Genomic DNA, 13,007 nt, shown 5'->3' with positions numbered 1-13,007 from the left:
GGCTTTGGCTGGGGATTTTTGATGTCTGCGTTTTTAAACATTGAGCCCCTGAAAAAGCGACACGTTTAAAATAAACCTCACCTTTTAGATGTAATGCGCTTTACTCTCAACACGCAGACACAAAAAAGCCCCCTTTCGGAGGCTCTTGAATTACTTTGATGCTAGCTTTTAGCTTACACTCTAAACTGCTTAGCAATCGATTCTAGGTGCTGCGCTAAATCTGCAAGCTCGTTACACATACTACCTAATTCACCAGAGCGACTTGCAGTTTGCTCTGTACGCTCATGAATTTCATCTACGTGGCGTACAATATCAACAGCAACCGTGCGTTGGTCTTCGGTGTTGTGTGCAATTTGCTCGTTCATCTGATTAATACGGCCGATAGTGCTAGTAATAGTTTCTAGGCTGCTACCGGCTTTATTGGCAGTCTCAACACTGCTTGTTGCCTGTTCAGTACCACGAGCCATTACTTCTACCGCAGAATGGGCTGCATTTTGTAGCTGCTCGATGGTGCTTTGAATTTCTTCAGTAGACTGCTGTGTACGTGAAGCTAGCGTTCGTACCTCATCAGCAACAACCGCGAAGCCGCGGCCTTGTTCACCGGCACGTGCAGCCTCAATCGCCGCGTTAAGTGCAAGTAGGTTAGTTTGCTCAGCAATACCTTTAATTACATCAAGCACAGAGCCAACTTTGTTTGAATCTGACTCGAGACGTGCAATTACGTCAGCGGTCTCACGCACGTTCTCAGCGAGCTGCTGAATGCTGGTTACCGTCTGCTGTACAATTTGACGGCCTTCACTTGCCGCAGACGTCGCTTCATTAGCGTCGCTCGCTGCCTGTGCTGCACTGTGTGCCACGCCATCTACCGAGCCACTCATGGTATCAACCGCTTTTTTCGCATTGGTCGCTGATTTCTGCTGAACGTCGATAGTACGCTGCGTTTCTTCCGTTACACCGCGAAGGTTTTGCGCTAGGTTAGACAGTGGCAAACTAGCTTCAACAACGTCTTTTACAACGCCTTGAAGTTTATCCATAAATTGGTTAAACCAATAAACAAGCTCACCAATTTCATCTTCACTTTTCGTTTCAATACGTACCGTTAGGTCGCCGTTTTCTTGGGCAATGTCTTTTAACGAGCGAACAACATCGTCAATGCTTTGCTTAATACCGCGTACAATCGGTACAGCTGTAGCAAATAATAAAATGGTTACGGCGATAGTAAGAATTACACCCGTGCTGATAAGCGATGTATTTGCTGAATCAGTATTTTTGAATGCCTTTTCAAATGCAGCTTGCTGTGCGTCTCTGAAGCGCGTCATCGAGGCAATAACGCCGTCGTATGAGCCATTCATTTGTGACGACAACTCGCCAAGGCGGCTAAAATCAGCGGTTCCGTTAACCATTGACTGCGACACATCAAAGGCAACTTTAAAGTAATCTTCAAAACCTGAAGAAATGCGCGAGATCTCAGAACGAAAATCTGGGCTTATGGATGAAATTTGATTAAGGCCTGTTTCCACTTCAGCAGCTAGGTCTTGTGCAACTGCTAGTGTGTCTTGATCGCCCGTTGTTACGGCGCTTGAAAGTGTGTCTCGCACTTTCTGCATATCAACAAGCGTTGAAGCGGATAGCTGTAGCGCTGGGAACTGTACCTTTTGTACCTTTTCAAGCGTAGCGCCGTTATTTAGCGCCGTGTATACGGTGATAAGCAAAAATATGATAAAGCTTAACGCCGCTATTCCCGGAATTAGAAATATCTTTGTCGCTATGGGCATTTTCTTCAGGAAATTCATCAGCTATCTCACTGTTTTATTATTTACATCTACTTTCAGGCTAACCCGAAAATACCTCTTGTTCTATTATATCTTCTTATTTACGAAAAACTTTAATCTAAATTAAAAGGGTCGCGCTTTACACAAGCGCGACCCTATTTTCACTACTTAGAACGTGTAGTTCGCACCTACTTTCAGTAGGGTCGCATCGTTTGCATCGTTCAAGTCGTCAGAATACCAAGTAACGTCAACTTTAAGAGCAAAACCTGGCTCAACGTCATAACGAAGACCCGCAGTAACAGCCGAAACATCAAGCTCTTGCTGCGCTGCAATACCACCCGCGGCTTGCACTAAACCTGCATATGTTACATCAGTTACTGCATCGCCCGTCATAATTGTTGATGGAAGACCAGCAACAAGCGCTAGTTGGTTTGCATTATCCGCCTCTTCTACTTCATAAGTAATGTGTGGCGTGAACTTACCAAGACGTAGACCTGCGGTAATGTAGTACGCTTTGTTATCAGCAATAATAGAACCATCTACTTCAGTTTGTGTAAATTCTGCACCTACAAACCAGTCGTACTTATCGATATCTACCGCTACTTCAAAGAAGGTTCCTGTATCTTCATTTACGCTAAAGCCTTCAGCCGCGGCGCCTGCTGTTGGAACAAACGGGGCGAATTGGCCTAAACCAGCAACAAAACCGTCAAACTCTGGGTTCTGAGCGCTTGTTTTACCACGTGCAATGAGCGAGCGAACGCTAAACCAATCGCGAGTGGCTTCTACAGACACTGCAAGTACGTTTTCAAGCTCAAGTAGCGCAGGTGTGCCTGAAATTGTTGTGTTAGTTTCAACACGACCCGCAGTAAACTGTGCGCCGTATTCCCAATCGCCAGCATAATTTGAGTAGTCAACGCGTACACCATCAATGTTGTTAAAGTCGATGCCATACACAGCATCAGGTGGTGTTAGCCAGTGGTACGAATAACCAACATCAAGTGATGCTGAGTATTTAAATAACGGCATACGTAGGCGACCAGCACTGATGTTTGTATTGTTGCTTAGCGCATAGGTCATGTACGCCCATTCAAAGTCTGCGTCGTAATCGTCGCGACCACGTCCAACTACCTGCGCCGTTGCAGATAACTTATCGCTAACTTCGCCACGTACCTGCAAGCCAAATACGCTTGCAGGATCGAAGCTGAAATCATCGTCGTAGTCGTAAACAGTCTCGCCATCGCTTAGCGTCATACCGCCAATAAGGTTCGCGAAACCATTAATCTGTACGTCTGCCATTGCAGGTGCCGCCAAAAGGCCAGCCATAGATAACATAGCTAATTTGGTTTTCATGTGTGTTCCTTTAAATCTTTATTTGTCGGTAAACTAAAACGTAGCAACTACACGAACGCTGTCGTTTACTGCACTTGCATCTACATAGCCAATTGCACCCGCGTTTGCCGCTACGGCTGCAACAACGTCTGCATCGCTCGACAGTGCTTTAGGAGGCTGACCCTTACCGGTGAATACAAGCTTCGACCAAAACGCAGTTAGCTGTGCCGCTGTCTTGTTCAACACTTTACCGTTGAATTCATCTGTTGCCGCCGCACTTTCTTCCAGTGCAATTGGCTCTGCTTGCGTGCCACTTGGGAACGCTTTCGCTTTATTAAGGAATAGACGGCTGATGCTATCTTTGTCGAGGGCGTCACCGTTACTTGGATTAACGATAACTGCTACTTCAGCAAAAGCCACGTTGCAGCATAGGCTTGCTGCAAGTATCCATTTCTTCATGATGTGTCCTCTAAACTCTACTATTAGGTTTCATGCTCTTTTGCTTATCAACTGCTACTCTTCGTAGGCAAGGTGTTAAGCGTTGCGATATCTTTTATGCTAATTATCAGACAACGAAGTAAGTATTAGTCACAAAAGCCATATTCGCCAATTTGCGCATTAAGTTTTTACTGTTTAAAAATTAATAACTTATACAAGCGTTTGAAATTGGGCGCAGTTTAGAGGAAGGGCAAGTTTAATCAACTATACAATTGTCTAATGAATACGTTCCAACGCATTAACTTGCCATTTTTAGGTGACTAATTGCTAGCCAGAAGAAAAATAAGTGTTGTATATCAAATATATAAAAACATATACCTTTATATAAAAACGAATACCTAATAATATTAGGGTATAGCATCAAATACCTGAATGTTTACTATTTATTCGCCTTAGCCCAGCATATCTGCACAAAAAGCAGGCAAACACAGTGTGTTGGCCCGCTCACGTAAACTATTCACCTTTTTTGTAAGGTATATTTTTTTCAAGTTTTTCTATTTCTTGCGTTCGCATAAGTGGCGAGCCTGTGTTTCTGGCCATCCAACTGTAAGCAGTAGGCACAACATACAGCGTCATAAATGCAGACAACAACACACCAGAGAAAATGACCATACCAATAACCATACGGCTTTCAGCGCCAGGGCCTGAAGCCAACACGAGTGGCAGTGAACTAAATACCGTAGTAAAACCTGTCATCACAATAGGACGTAGGCGCTGCGCTGCGGCGCGTTTAAGCGCCTGCTCGAACTCCATTCCTGCATCGCGAAGCTGATTAGCAAATTCAACAATAAGAATACCGTTCTTAGCCGCAAGACCAATGAGCATAACTAGACCTATTTGACTGTAGATGTTTATGGTCATATCTGAGAAGAAAAGCCCAATATAAGCGCCCACAAGGGCCAATGGAACGGTTAGCATGATAACCAATGGATGCACCCAACTTTCAAACTGTGCAGCCAATATAAGGTAGGTCACTGCCAACGCCAGAAGAAATACATAGACAAATGAGTTACCGGCTTCGTTATACAGCTGCGACTCGCCCTTGTAGTCTATCGATACGTTATCTGGTAATTCCGTTCGAACAATATCTTCAAGGTACGCTAATGCCTCGCCCAGTGTGTAGCCATCGGATAAATTGGCAGAAATAGTAACCGCACGCATACGGTTGTATCTGTTTAATCGTGACGACGTAGCCTGCTCTTCAAAAGTAAGTAAGTTATCCATAGGAATAAGCTCACCGGTACGCGAAGAACGCACATACAAGTTTTCTATACTGTTGGGGCTTCTAAAATCATCTTCGATACCTTCAATAATAACGTCGTATTCTTCACCTCTGTCTAGGAAGGTAGATACTCTACGCTGCCCTAGCATCACCTCCAGTGTTCCGCCAATGTCACTTATTGAAACACCGAGGTCCGCTGCTCGGTCGCGATTAATGTTCACCAATAATTGAGGAGATGTTTCTTTATAATCTGAATCAAGGCGAATGAGATTGCGATTTTCACTGGCTTTCTCAAGCACAGTATCTCGCCACGCAACCAAGTTTTCATAGGTATCACCCTGCAATACAAACTGAACAGGACGTCCAAAACCACCACCTGACACACCACTTCGCATAATGGCGAATGCACGAACATCAGGCACGGTATTAAGCTTTGCGCTTATTTCGTCCATGAGCTCAAAGGTGGAAAAGTCTCGCTCATCCCAATCTGCTGAACCTACAATAGCAATACCTGCATTGCCGCCAAACCCCGGTGTGCGTACCAAAAGACGGTTTATTTTTCCGTTCTCACGATACGGCATAAGCACATCTTCAATTTGCTTGAGGTTTGACGCATTGCTTTCAAAGCTGGCACCTTCTTGGGCATTCATCAAAATAAAGAAGTTACCTCTATCTTCTTTAGGTACAAACTCGCTAGGGACACGTTCAGAAAGCTGCACTAAAGCAACTACTGCTACAACTAACATGATTACCATAAGTAATGGTTGATGAAGGGTTTTGCCTAAGCTGTTGAAATAGCTGTTTTCAAGCGCGCTAAACCGCTTATCCATCCAGTTACCAAAACCCGATGAACGCTCACGTTTTTTCAGAATTTTAGATGCCATCATGGGTGATAGGGTCAGTGCTGTGAAACTTGAAAATGCCACAGCAGCAGCAATAGCTAGCGCAAATTCAGTAAATAGCCTACCAATATTCCCCTCTAAAAATACCAACGGTACAAATACGGAAATAAGGACTAACGTGGTAGCAATAACAGCAAAACCTACTTCTCGTGCGCCGCGATAGGCTGCAAGTATTGGTGGCTCACCCATTTCAATTCGACGATAGATGTTTTCTAGTACAACAATGGCGTCATCTACCACCAAACCTATGGCAAGTACCATGGCCAACAACGTAAGCAAATTAATTGAAAAGCCAAGTGCGTACATCACAATAAACGCGGCAATAATAGATACTGGCACGGTGACAGCAGGAATAAAGGTGGCGCGCACATTGCCCAAGAACAGGTAGATAACTATCACAACCATCATCATGGCGATAGCAAGTGTTTGATAAACTTCATCAATGGATGCTTCGATAAACACGCTTGAATCGTAACTAGGTACAATAAAGATATTGTCGGGTAACGACTCTTCTATACGTGTAATTTGCTCTTTTGCTGCCCTAGCTACGTCTAGCGTATTTGCTTTTGATTGTTTGATTATACCCAAACCAATCATGTTTACGCCGTCACCACGAAACTCGGTTTCATCGTCTTCAGCGGTTAGCTCTACGTTGGCAATCTCTCCCAAGCGCACTAAATAACCGTCACTGCCCACCGCTACAGTAAGCGCAGCAAAGTCGTCTGGCGTTAAAAACGTTCTGGCTACGCGCACTTCAAAATTACGGTCAACCGATTCTACTTCACCGGCAGGTAGCTCAACGTTTTCAGCGCGAATGACTTGTTCCACGTCACTAACAGTGATACCACGAGCGGCCATTGCATTGCGGTCTAAAAACACCTTCATCGCATAACGACGGCCGCCGCCAATTTGCACACGCGCGACACCATCAACAATTGATAGCCTGTCTACTAAAAACCGTTCTGCGTAGTCGGTAAGTTCCATGGTGTTTAAATTGGTACTTCTTAGGTTGTACCACACCACTGCGCTTTCATCAGAATTCGCCTTTGACACTTCAGGCGGATCGGCCTGGTCAGGCAAATTATTTAACGCGCGGCTTACACGCTCGCGCACATCGTTCGCTGCAGCATCGATATCTCGGGAAAGCTTGAATTCAATGGTAATGTCCGAACGTCCATTTCTCGACGTCGACGTGACATTTTTTATGCCTTCAATGCCTGAAATACGATCTTCAAGCAACTGCGTTATACGTGTTTCAACAATATTTGCTGAAGCGCCAGTGTAAGTGGTAGATACCGACACAATGGGCGGGTCAATGTCGGGATATTCACGCAGTGACAACATCGACACTGCCACAATGCCGAAAATAATAAGAATAAGGTTGATTACCGTAGCAAAGACCGGGCGCTTAACCGATACGTCAGACAATAGCATGATATGCGCTCCTATCGGTTTAAGACATTAACAGGCGACTGGTCGCGAACGCGAAGCGTACCTTCTGTGATCACTTCATCGCCTACGCTAACCCCTTCAATAATTTGTACGAAGCCTGGACGACGCTCACCAATCACCACCTCTTGCTGATGTGCAACATCGCCTTTCACCACGTAAACGAACTGTTTATCTTCTACGGGTACTAAGGCTTTTTCTGGCAGTACCAGTGTATTTAGCACGCGTTTTTCTACAACCACAGTAAGCAGCATGCCGGGGCGCAAACGGCTGTCTTTATTTTGAATAGTAGCGCGCACACGAATAGCACGGCTTACCGGGTCTAAACGAGTGTCTATATTCGTAATTTCACCTTCAAATGCTTCGCCAGGATAGGCGACAGACGTGGCAGACAATCTCTGCCCTTTAGCAACGCTTCCCAAATGGTTTTCAGCTATGCTGAAGTCAACTTTTACTACGCTAATATCGTCAAGCGTTGAAATTGTGGTGCCCGGCTGAACCAATGAGCCGATACTAATCTCACGATTACCTAATAAGCCGCTAAACGGCGCTCGAATTTGAAGGTCATTAAGCTGAGCAATGGCGATATCTAACTGCGCTTCAAGGGCTTTCACTCGGGCTTGCTGTTCATCTAACAACTGCTCAGAGGTTGCATTAGATTGGCGCAGGTCAGCAATACGCGTAAACTGGCGTTTTGCCTCGTCGATATTGGCTTTAAGCTCTTCTACTCGAGCGCGCTCTTCGGTGTTATTTAATTGAACAAGCAGCTCACCTTCCATTGCTTTATCGCCATCTTCAAAGTTGATAGCTTTCACGGTTTCGGTAACTTGCGCGGTAATATTTACCGATTCGTTAGCAACGGCAGTGCCTAACGACTCTATAGTAATGGGTAAGGTTTTCGTTTCAGCAATTGCAGTTTTCACCGGCGTTGCGCGCGGGCCTCGTTGTCCTGAAGCTTGCTCGTTTGGCAGGTTTAAATACACCACTATGGCAGCAAGAAGTACAACACCGATTAAAAGTGGAGACACTGAAATACGTGAAGACATAACCTTTCCTATAGGTAAAATACTGTTCGGCCGTTAATCCAAGCAGTTGACATGAAAATTTCGCTTGAGAGTGTGTCATCAAGCGGTTAACTTACATGCTGTTTTGTTATTTTTACTTACGTTGTGCAAAGCCCATTTTGAGCACGACTGTTTTGCACGTCTTTGTTACGAGTATTTTACCCAATTCGATGTCATTCTTATTTCGCTTATCAGTAATTTTCGCGGTTTTAACGCTTTTAGGCTGCTCAGAATCTATTCCAAACACGCCCGCGTGCCGCATGCATAAAAACTTATCTAAAGTGCATCTCGATTCATCTGCCGATACTTTCAAAGCTGCTGCCTGTGTCATAAAAACCAATAACCGTTTACTGCTCATTCGTCATCGCTTATCTGGAAAGCTAGACTTTCCCGGTGGGGGCCGTATTGATGGCGTTTCTGCGGCCTGCACGGCGCATAGAGAAACATGGGAAGAAACGGGGTTTAACGTTGAAGTACAGCAGTTTCTTGGACAAAGTAGCAATGGCTTACTACTTTTTGGGTGTTATACCGACGCAGGGCTAGACGTATTACCAGAAGTATTCGACGCACCTGCTTGGGCTACCGTTGAGGTGACAGCACTAGAAAAAGTAGACCCATTTTTACTCACCCATGATGATTTACGCTTTGCAGATGACTTGGTTGTACTTCGCGATGCTTACACAGCATACTCGGTAAAATAGCGTGGTAATAAGAACCAAGTAATAGCCACACGCTCTAGCTAATAACAATCTGTACTGACAAAGCGTTGTTCATTTCAAAGCGTATTGGTAAATTGAGCGCTTACACCTTTTAGGAGAACCAGCTTGTTTTCACTGCCCACCTTAAGCCTTAAAGGCAAAGTGTCTGATGAAGAGTGGCAAACCCGAGTAGACCTTGCGGCCTGCTACCGCCTTGTGGCAGATATGCGCTGGGGCGACCTTATTTACACCCATATATCGGCAAAAGTGCCCGGCACCGACCATTATTTGGTTAATGCATTTGGCCTAACCTTCGATGAAGTAACTGCGTCTAACCTGGTTAAAGTAGACTTGGCGGGCAACATTCTTGATGACACCCCTTACGGTATAAACCCTGCCGGTTTTACCATACACAGTGCCATTCACGAAGTTCGTCACGACGCCCAATGTGTCATCCACCTGCATACGCTTGCCACCATTTCCGTGGCGTCGGTAAAAGGCGGCTTAAGGCCATGGAGCCAGTACTCTATGTTTTCTTTACCTTCACTTTCTTATCACGAATATGAAGGCTTAGCCGTAGATGATGGCGAAAAACAGCGTCTACAAAATGACTTAGGTGACACCAACCACATGCTGCTACCTAATCATGGTGGCCTTACAGTAGGCCCTACCGTTGGCGATGCTTTTATGCGCTTCTATGATTTACAGCGCGCGTGTGAAATTCAGCTAGCGCTAATGCAGTCGAATGAAGACATTATTGAGATCCCTAAACCTATTATCGACGGTATATACGAACAAGCCAAAGTGGTACACAGCGGCGAAACCGGCGGTCAAAAAGCGTGGCCAGCCATGCTACGTAAAGCCTACAAGCTAGACCCGAGTTTTTGCGAATAACCCTTACTTTAACGGAATAACATCAACACAATGAAAGTCACAAAAGTAGAAATTTTTGATATTGAATGCCCTAAACGCCCTCAGTGGAACCCGGTTTTTGTGCGTGTTTACACCGATGAAGGATTAACGGGTGTGGGCGAAGCCGGCTTGGCCTACGACTGGGGTCACAGTGCTGCCGCTCATATGATTAAAGAAATTGCTGAAGCAATGCTAATTGGCTTTAACCCGTTTCACACCGAGCTATTGTGGTCGCGTATGCTGCGAGAAGGTTTTTGGGGCCTAGGCGGCGGCCCAGTTATTTATGCAGCAATGAGCGCTATCGATACTGCACTTTGGGATATCAAAGGTAAGGCATTGGGCCTCCCTGTTTACGAACTATTAGGTGGCAAAACAAACGGTAAATTACGCAGCTATGCAAGCCAGCTGCAGTTTGACTGGGATAAAGAAGTTACCAAACTGAACGACCCTGCCGACTATGCGCGTGCGACAGAAAAAGCGTTAAAAGATGGCTACGATGCCGTAAAAGTAGATCCTATCGTTTACGACAAAGACGGCAATACCCATTTCGATAGAACCAAGCTTTTCACTAAACCAGAGCTAAAACTATTTAAAGCGCGTCTTCAAGCCATTCGAGACACCATGGGTGAAGATGGCGATATCATCTTTGAATGTCATAGCTTACTAGGCGCCTCTACGGCAATTCAGCTGGGTGACATTGTAGAAGAAATTGGCTGTTTGTATTACGAAGAGCCGGTTAATTATCTGAACTCAAAACTACACGACAAGGTAGCGAAAAATGTAAGAGTTCCCATTGCAGGCGGCGAACGTTTGTATCACCGCTGGGATGTACGCCCTTACCTTGAAGACCAATCGCTTGACGTACTTCAGCCCGACGTTGGCTTATGCGGCGGTTTTACTGAAGCGAAAAAAGTGTGTGATTACGCTGATATTTACGATGTACGCATTCAGGCTCACGTGTGTGGCGGCCCGGTAGCAACGGCGGCTAGCTTGCACTTAGAGACGGCTATTCCTAACTTTTTAATTCACGAGCATCACACCTACGCCATTAAAGATTGGAACCGCGAACTTTGCCTTCAAGACCCGCAGCCTGTAAATGGCTTTATTGAAGCGCCTGATACTCCTGGAATTGGCATAGAGCTTAACGATGAAGTGGTATATCGTTCACCGAACATGACGGTGACGTCGTTAAAATAATAGTGCTAACAAAATGCTAAACATCAAAAAAGGGTTAACGTTTTACGGTTAACCCTTTTTTATTGCAAAAACGAGCTAGATAAAAGAAGTGCTATTTACAAGGCGCGCTAGTTGTGAAGGCAGTACCATTTATTCGCATTGTCTGTAAGCCACGCTTTTTGTAGCGCACTGTCATATCGCTCCGCCATTTGCTTAAAGCCATTCCACAACGCAATATATGGCATACGCCAAAGCGATAGTGGGTAGTTACTTGCAAACATAACATTTTGCCCTGACGCTGCGTCTACTAACGCGTTAAACACCGAGTTTGCACGCTGCCATCGCCAGTTTCTGTCTTGCATTTCAAGGCCAGAGAATTTGAACGCCACTTGGCCGGTGTTCGACATTAACTGAATATGCTGTTGCCAATTTTGGAACGCTCTACTGGCCATATCTAACGGCGCGATGGCTGTATGGTTAACAATAACCTTTAACGCCGGGTTACTCTCAACCACGCGCAATAACGCGCTTACTGCCTGAGCGTTTGATACATCAAACTGCGCGTCAAACGACAGCCCTTGTTCACTTAAATAAGCCAAACTATGACGCGTTTTTGGCGAACGAAGAATGTCGTAGGCATCGTCATCAAGAATATGCCTTACTCCCACTACAGCGCTGTAGCGTGCTAGTTTACTGATATGCTGTATGGCCGAATTTGCAGTTACATTTATACACGCCACACTTTTGAAAGGCATAGTGCAGTGCTGTGTTAAAAACTCCACTTCGCGCCACGGCCTTTCGTTATCGAAACCCGCTTCAATATGCACAAAGCCGCGTAACTTATTATGTGATGCCAGTCTTAACTGTGTTTCTGTTCGAGAGCTGGTAATTTGGCTTTTATCAGGCCAGTATGGGGGGTTGCTAGGCTTTAGCCAATCGTAATGCCCTTTATCTAGCGCAAACAAATGAATATGAGGGTCTACCCATTTATCACGAGGTTCAACCGCACCACCTTTTACGGTCATTGCGCAGTATACCCGCCATCGACAGCGTGCAGACTACCTGTAATAAACGATGCTTTTTCGCTGCATAAGAAATAGGTTAACTCGGCAACATCTTCAGGCTGCCCTAGTCTACCGATAGGCTGTGCAGCGGCTTCCTCTTTCACCACTTCACGCTTATTTGCTCCAGAAGCCGCTACGTATTTATCTATGGCGTTATGAAACAAAGGCGTTTCAATAGTACCGGGGCATACTGCGTTCACGCGAATATTAAAAGGAGCGTAATCTAGGGCCGTTGTTTTTGCCACCGACGCCAGCGCCGACTTTGTTAGCCCATACGCAAATGAATTTCGTTTGCCCACAAAGGACTGATCTGATCCCATCACCACAATGGCACCAGCCCCCTGCTTTTTCATTACTGGTAACGTGGCTTTAATAGCACCGTAGGCACCTTTAACATTAAGGTTAAATATTTTATCAAGCAGTGTTTCATCAGTCTCTTCAATGGTTGCCGACACATGCATGCCTGCATTGCATACCAAGGCATCTATACGACCGTACTTTGCAGCAACCTGATCTATTGCCCTTGCTACATTAGCTACAACGCTTACATCGCAGTCAACCCACTCACTATTTAACGGGGCGGTTTCAAAGTCGCGAATATCTAGGTTAACTACCTTATAGCCATTACTTGAAAACACCTCGCAAACGGCTAAGCCAATGCCAAGGCTTCCACCAGTCACAACGCATACGGGATGCTGCTCTGTCATATAACACGCTTCTTATTAATTTAATTACCAGTAGATAAGCATGCCAAGGCACAGCAGAAAAGCAAGTGCGATATGTGATGAATTACCTTAGCTGTTGACCTACTTGCGATGTTTTCTGAACGCAATATAAACCAAATTTATTATTAACTTTCCTTTAACGGACTACTCTGACTATGCTTTTTATGACTATAATAGGCAAAATTAAAACACTTGT

At 45.1% G+C, this 13,007-nt stretch carries 10 protein-coding genes; 3 read left to right on the top strand and 7 right to left on the bottom strand.

The window, feature by feature from the left end; genetic code table 11:
* Positions 1 to 173: 173 nt before the first annotated feature.
* The 5 genes from ACGHAV_RS12220 to ACGHAV_RS12200 form a co-directional block, all read right to left on the bottom strand.
* Positions 174 to 1,793, bottom strand: coding sequence for a methyl-accepting chemotaxis protein (locus ACGHAV_RS12220; RefSeq protein WP_334015390.1), 1,620 nt, complete (start codon positions 1,791 to 1,793; stop codon positions 174 to 176).
* A gap of 147 nt (positions 1,794 to 1,940) precedes the next feature.
* Entirely contained in the window at positions 1,941 to 3,122 is a 1,182-nt protein-coding gene (locus tag ACGHAV_RS12215) for a topoisomerase IV (protein ID WP_390380953.1), read from the bottom strand.
* 33 nt (positions 3,123 to 3,155) lie between these two features.
* Positions 3,156 to 3,560 carry a phosphate ABC transporter substrate-binding protein gene (locus ACGHAV_RS12210; RefSeq protein ID WP_390380950.1) on the bottom strand — a complete coding sequence of 135 codons (405 nt, stop codon included), beginning with the start codon at positions 3,558 to 3,560 and terminating at the stop codon, positions 3,156 to 3,158.
* Between the two features lie 492 nt (positions 3,561 to 4,052).
* Positions 4,053 to 7,157: an efflux RND transporter permease subunit gene (locus tag ACGHAV_RS12205; protein ID WP_390380947.1), complete on the bottom strand. Its 3,105-nt coding sequence runs from the start codon at positions 7,155 to 7,157 to the stop codon at positions 4,053 to 4,055.
* Between the two features lie 11 nt (positions 7,158 to 7,168).
* Positions 7,169 to 8,218, bottom strand: coding sequence for an efflux RND transporter periplasmic adaptor subunit (locus ACGHAV_RS12200; protein ID WP_390380944.1), 1,050 nt, complete (start codon positions 8,216 to 8,218; stop codon positions 7,169 to 7,171).
* A gap of 278 nt (positions 8,219 to 8,496) precedes the next feature.
* Here ACGHAV_RS12200 and ACGHAV_RS12195 point away from each other — a divergent pair, with 278 nt between their 5' ends.
* From ACGHAV_RS12195 to ACGHAV_RS12185, 3 genes are all read left to right on the top strand, one after another.
* Positions 8,497 to 8,937, top strand: a complete 441-nt coding sequence (locus ACGHAV_RS12195; RefSeq protein WP_390380941.1) for an NUDIX hydrolase — start codon at positions 8,497 to 8,499, stop codon at positions 8,935 to 8,937.
* 123 nt (positions 8,938 to 9,060) lie between these two features.
* Positions 9,061 to 9,828, top strand: coding sequence for a class II aldolase/adducin family protein (locus tag ACGHAV_RS12190; protein WP_390380938.1), 768 nt, complete (start codon positions 9,061 to 9,063; stop codon positions 9,826 to 9,828).
* Positions 9,829 to 9,858: 30 nt separating this feature from the next.
* The gene (locus tag ACGHAV_RS12185; RefSeq protein WP_334015383.1) at positions 9,859 to 11,043 is read left to right on the top strand and encodes a mandelate racemase/muconate lactonizing enzyme family protein; all 1,185 of its coding nucleotides are present in this window, start codon (positions 9,859 to 9,861) and stop codon (positions 11,041 to 11,043) included.
* Positions 11,044 to 11,150: 107 nt separating this feature from the next.
* On the opposite strand, the gene ACGHAV_RS12180 is transcribed toward ACGHAV_RS12185, so the two are convergent.
* Together ACGHAV_RS12180 and ACGHAV_RS12175 are read right to left on the bottom strand one after the other, a co-directional pair.
* A complete protein-coding gene (locus tag ACGHAV_RS12180) occupies positions 11,151 to 12,047 on the bottom strand; it encodes an amidohydrolase family protein (protein ID WP_390380935.1) in 897 nt (298 codons plus the stop codon).
* On the bottom strand, positions 12,044 to 12,793 hold the full coding sequence (locus tag ACGHAV_RS12175; RefSeq protein ID WP_390380932.1) for an SDR family NAD(P)-dependent oxidoreductase: 750 nt from the start codon (positions 12,791 to 12,793) through the stop codon (positions 12,044 to 12,046). The genes ACGHAV_RS12180 and ACGHAV_RS12175 overlap by 4 nt, the downstream gene beginning before the upstream one ends.
* Positions 12,794 to 13,007: the final 214 nt, after the last annotated feature.

The sequence above is a fragment of the Alteromonas sp. MTD1 genome (genome assembly GCF_042848195.1).
Taxonomy (GTDB): Bacteria; Pseudomonadota; Gammaproteobacteria; order Enterobacterales; family Alteromonadaceae; genus Alteromonas.
The sequence above is the reverse complement of the archived record's forward strand: the minus strand, read 5'-3'. Positions and strand labels throughout refer to the sequence as shown.

What these genes read in the sequence shown, in the direction of transcription:
- ACGHAV_RS12220 (WP_334015390.1), bottom strand. Translation starts at nt 1,793, where the DNA reads ATGAATTTCCTGAAGAAAATGCCCATAGCGACAAAGATATTTCTAATT.
- ACGHAV_RS12215 (WP_390380953.1), bottom strand. Translation starts at nt 3,122, where the DNA reads ATGAAAACCAAATTAGCTATGTTATCTATGGCTGGCCTTTTGGCGGCA.
- ACGHAV_RS12210 (WP_390380950.1), bottom strand. Translation starts at nt 3,560, where the DNA reads ATGAAGAAATGGATACTTGCAGCAAGCCTATGCTGCAACGTGGCTTTT.
- ACGHAV_RS12205 (WP_390380947.1), bottom strand. Translation starts at nt 7,157, where the DNA reads ATGCTATTGTCTGACGTATCGGTTAAGCGCCCGGTCTTTGCTACGGTA.
- ACGHAV_RS12200 (WP_390380944.1), bottom strand. Translation starts at nt 8,218, where the DNA reads ATGTCTTCACGTATTTCAGTGTCTCCACTTTTAATCGGTGTTGTACTT.
- ACGHAV_RS12195 (WP_390380941.1), top strand. Translation starts at nt 8,497, where the DNA reads ATGCATAAAAACTTATCTAAAGTGCATCTCGATTCATCTGCCGATACT.
- ACGHAV_RS12185 (WP_334015383.1), top strand. Translation starts at nt 9,859, where the DNA reads ATGAAAGTCACAAAAGTAGAAATTTTTGATATTGAATGCCCTAAACGC.
- ACGHAV_RS12180 (WP_390380935.1), bottom strand. Translation starts at nt 12,047, where the DNA reads ATGACCGTAAAAGGTGGTGCGGTTGAACCTCGTGATAAATGGGTAGAC.
- ACGHAV_RS12175 (WP_390380932.1), bottom strand. Translation starts at nt 12,793, where the DNA reads ATGACAGAGCAGCATCCCGTATGCGTTGTGACTGGTGGAAGCCTTGGC.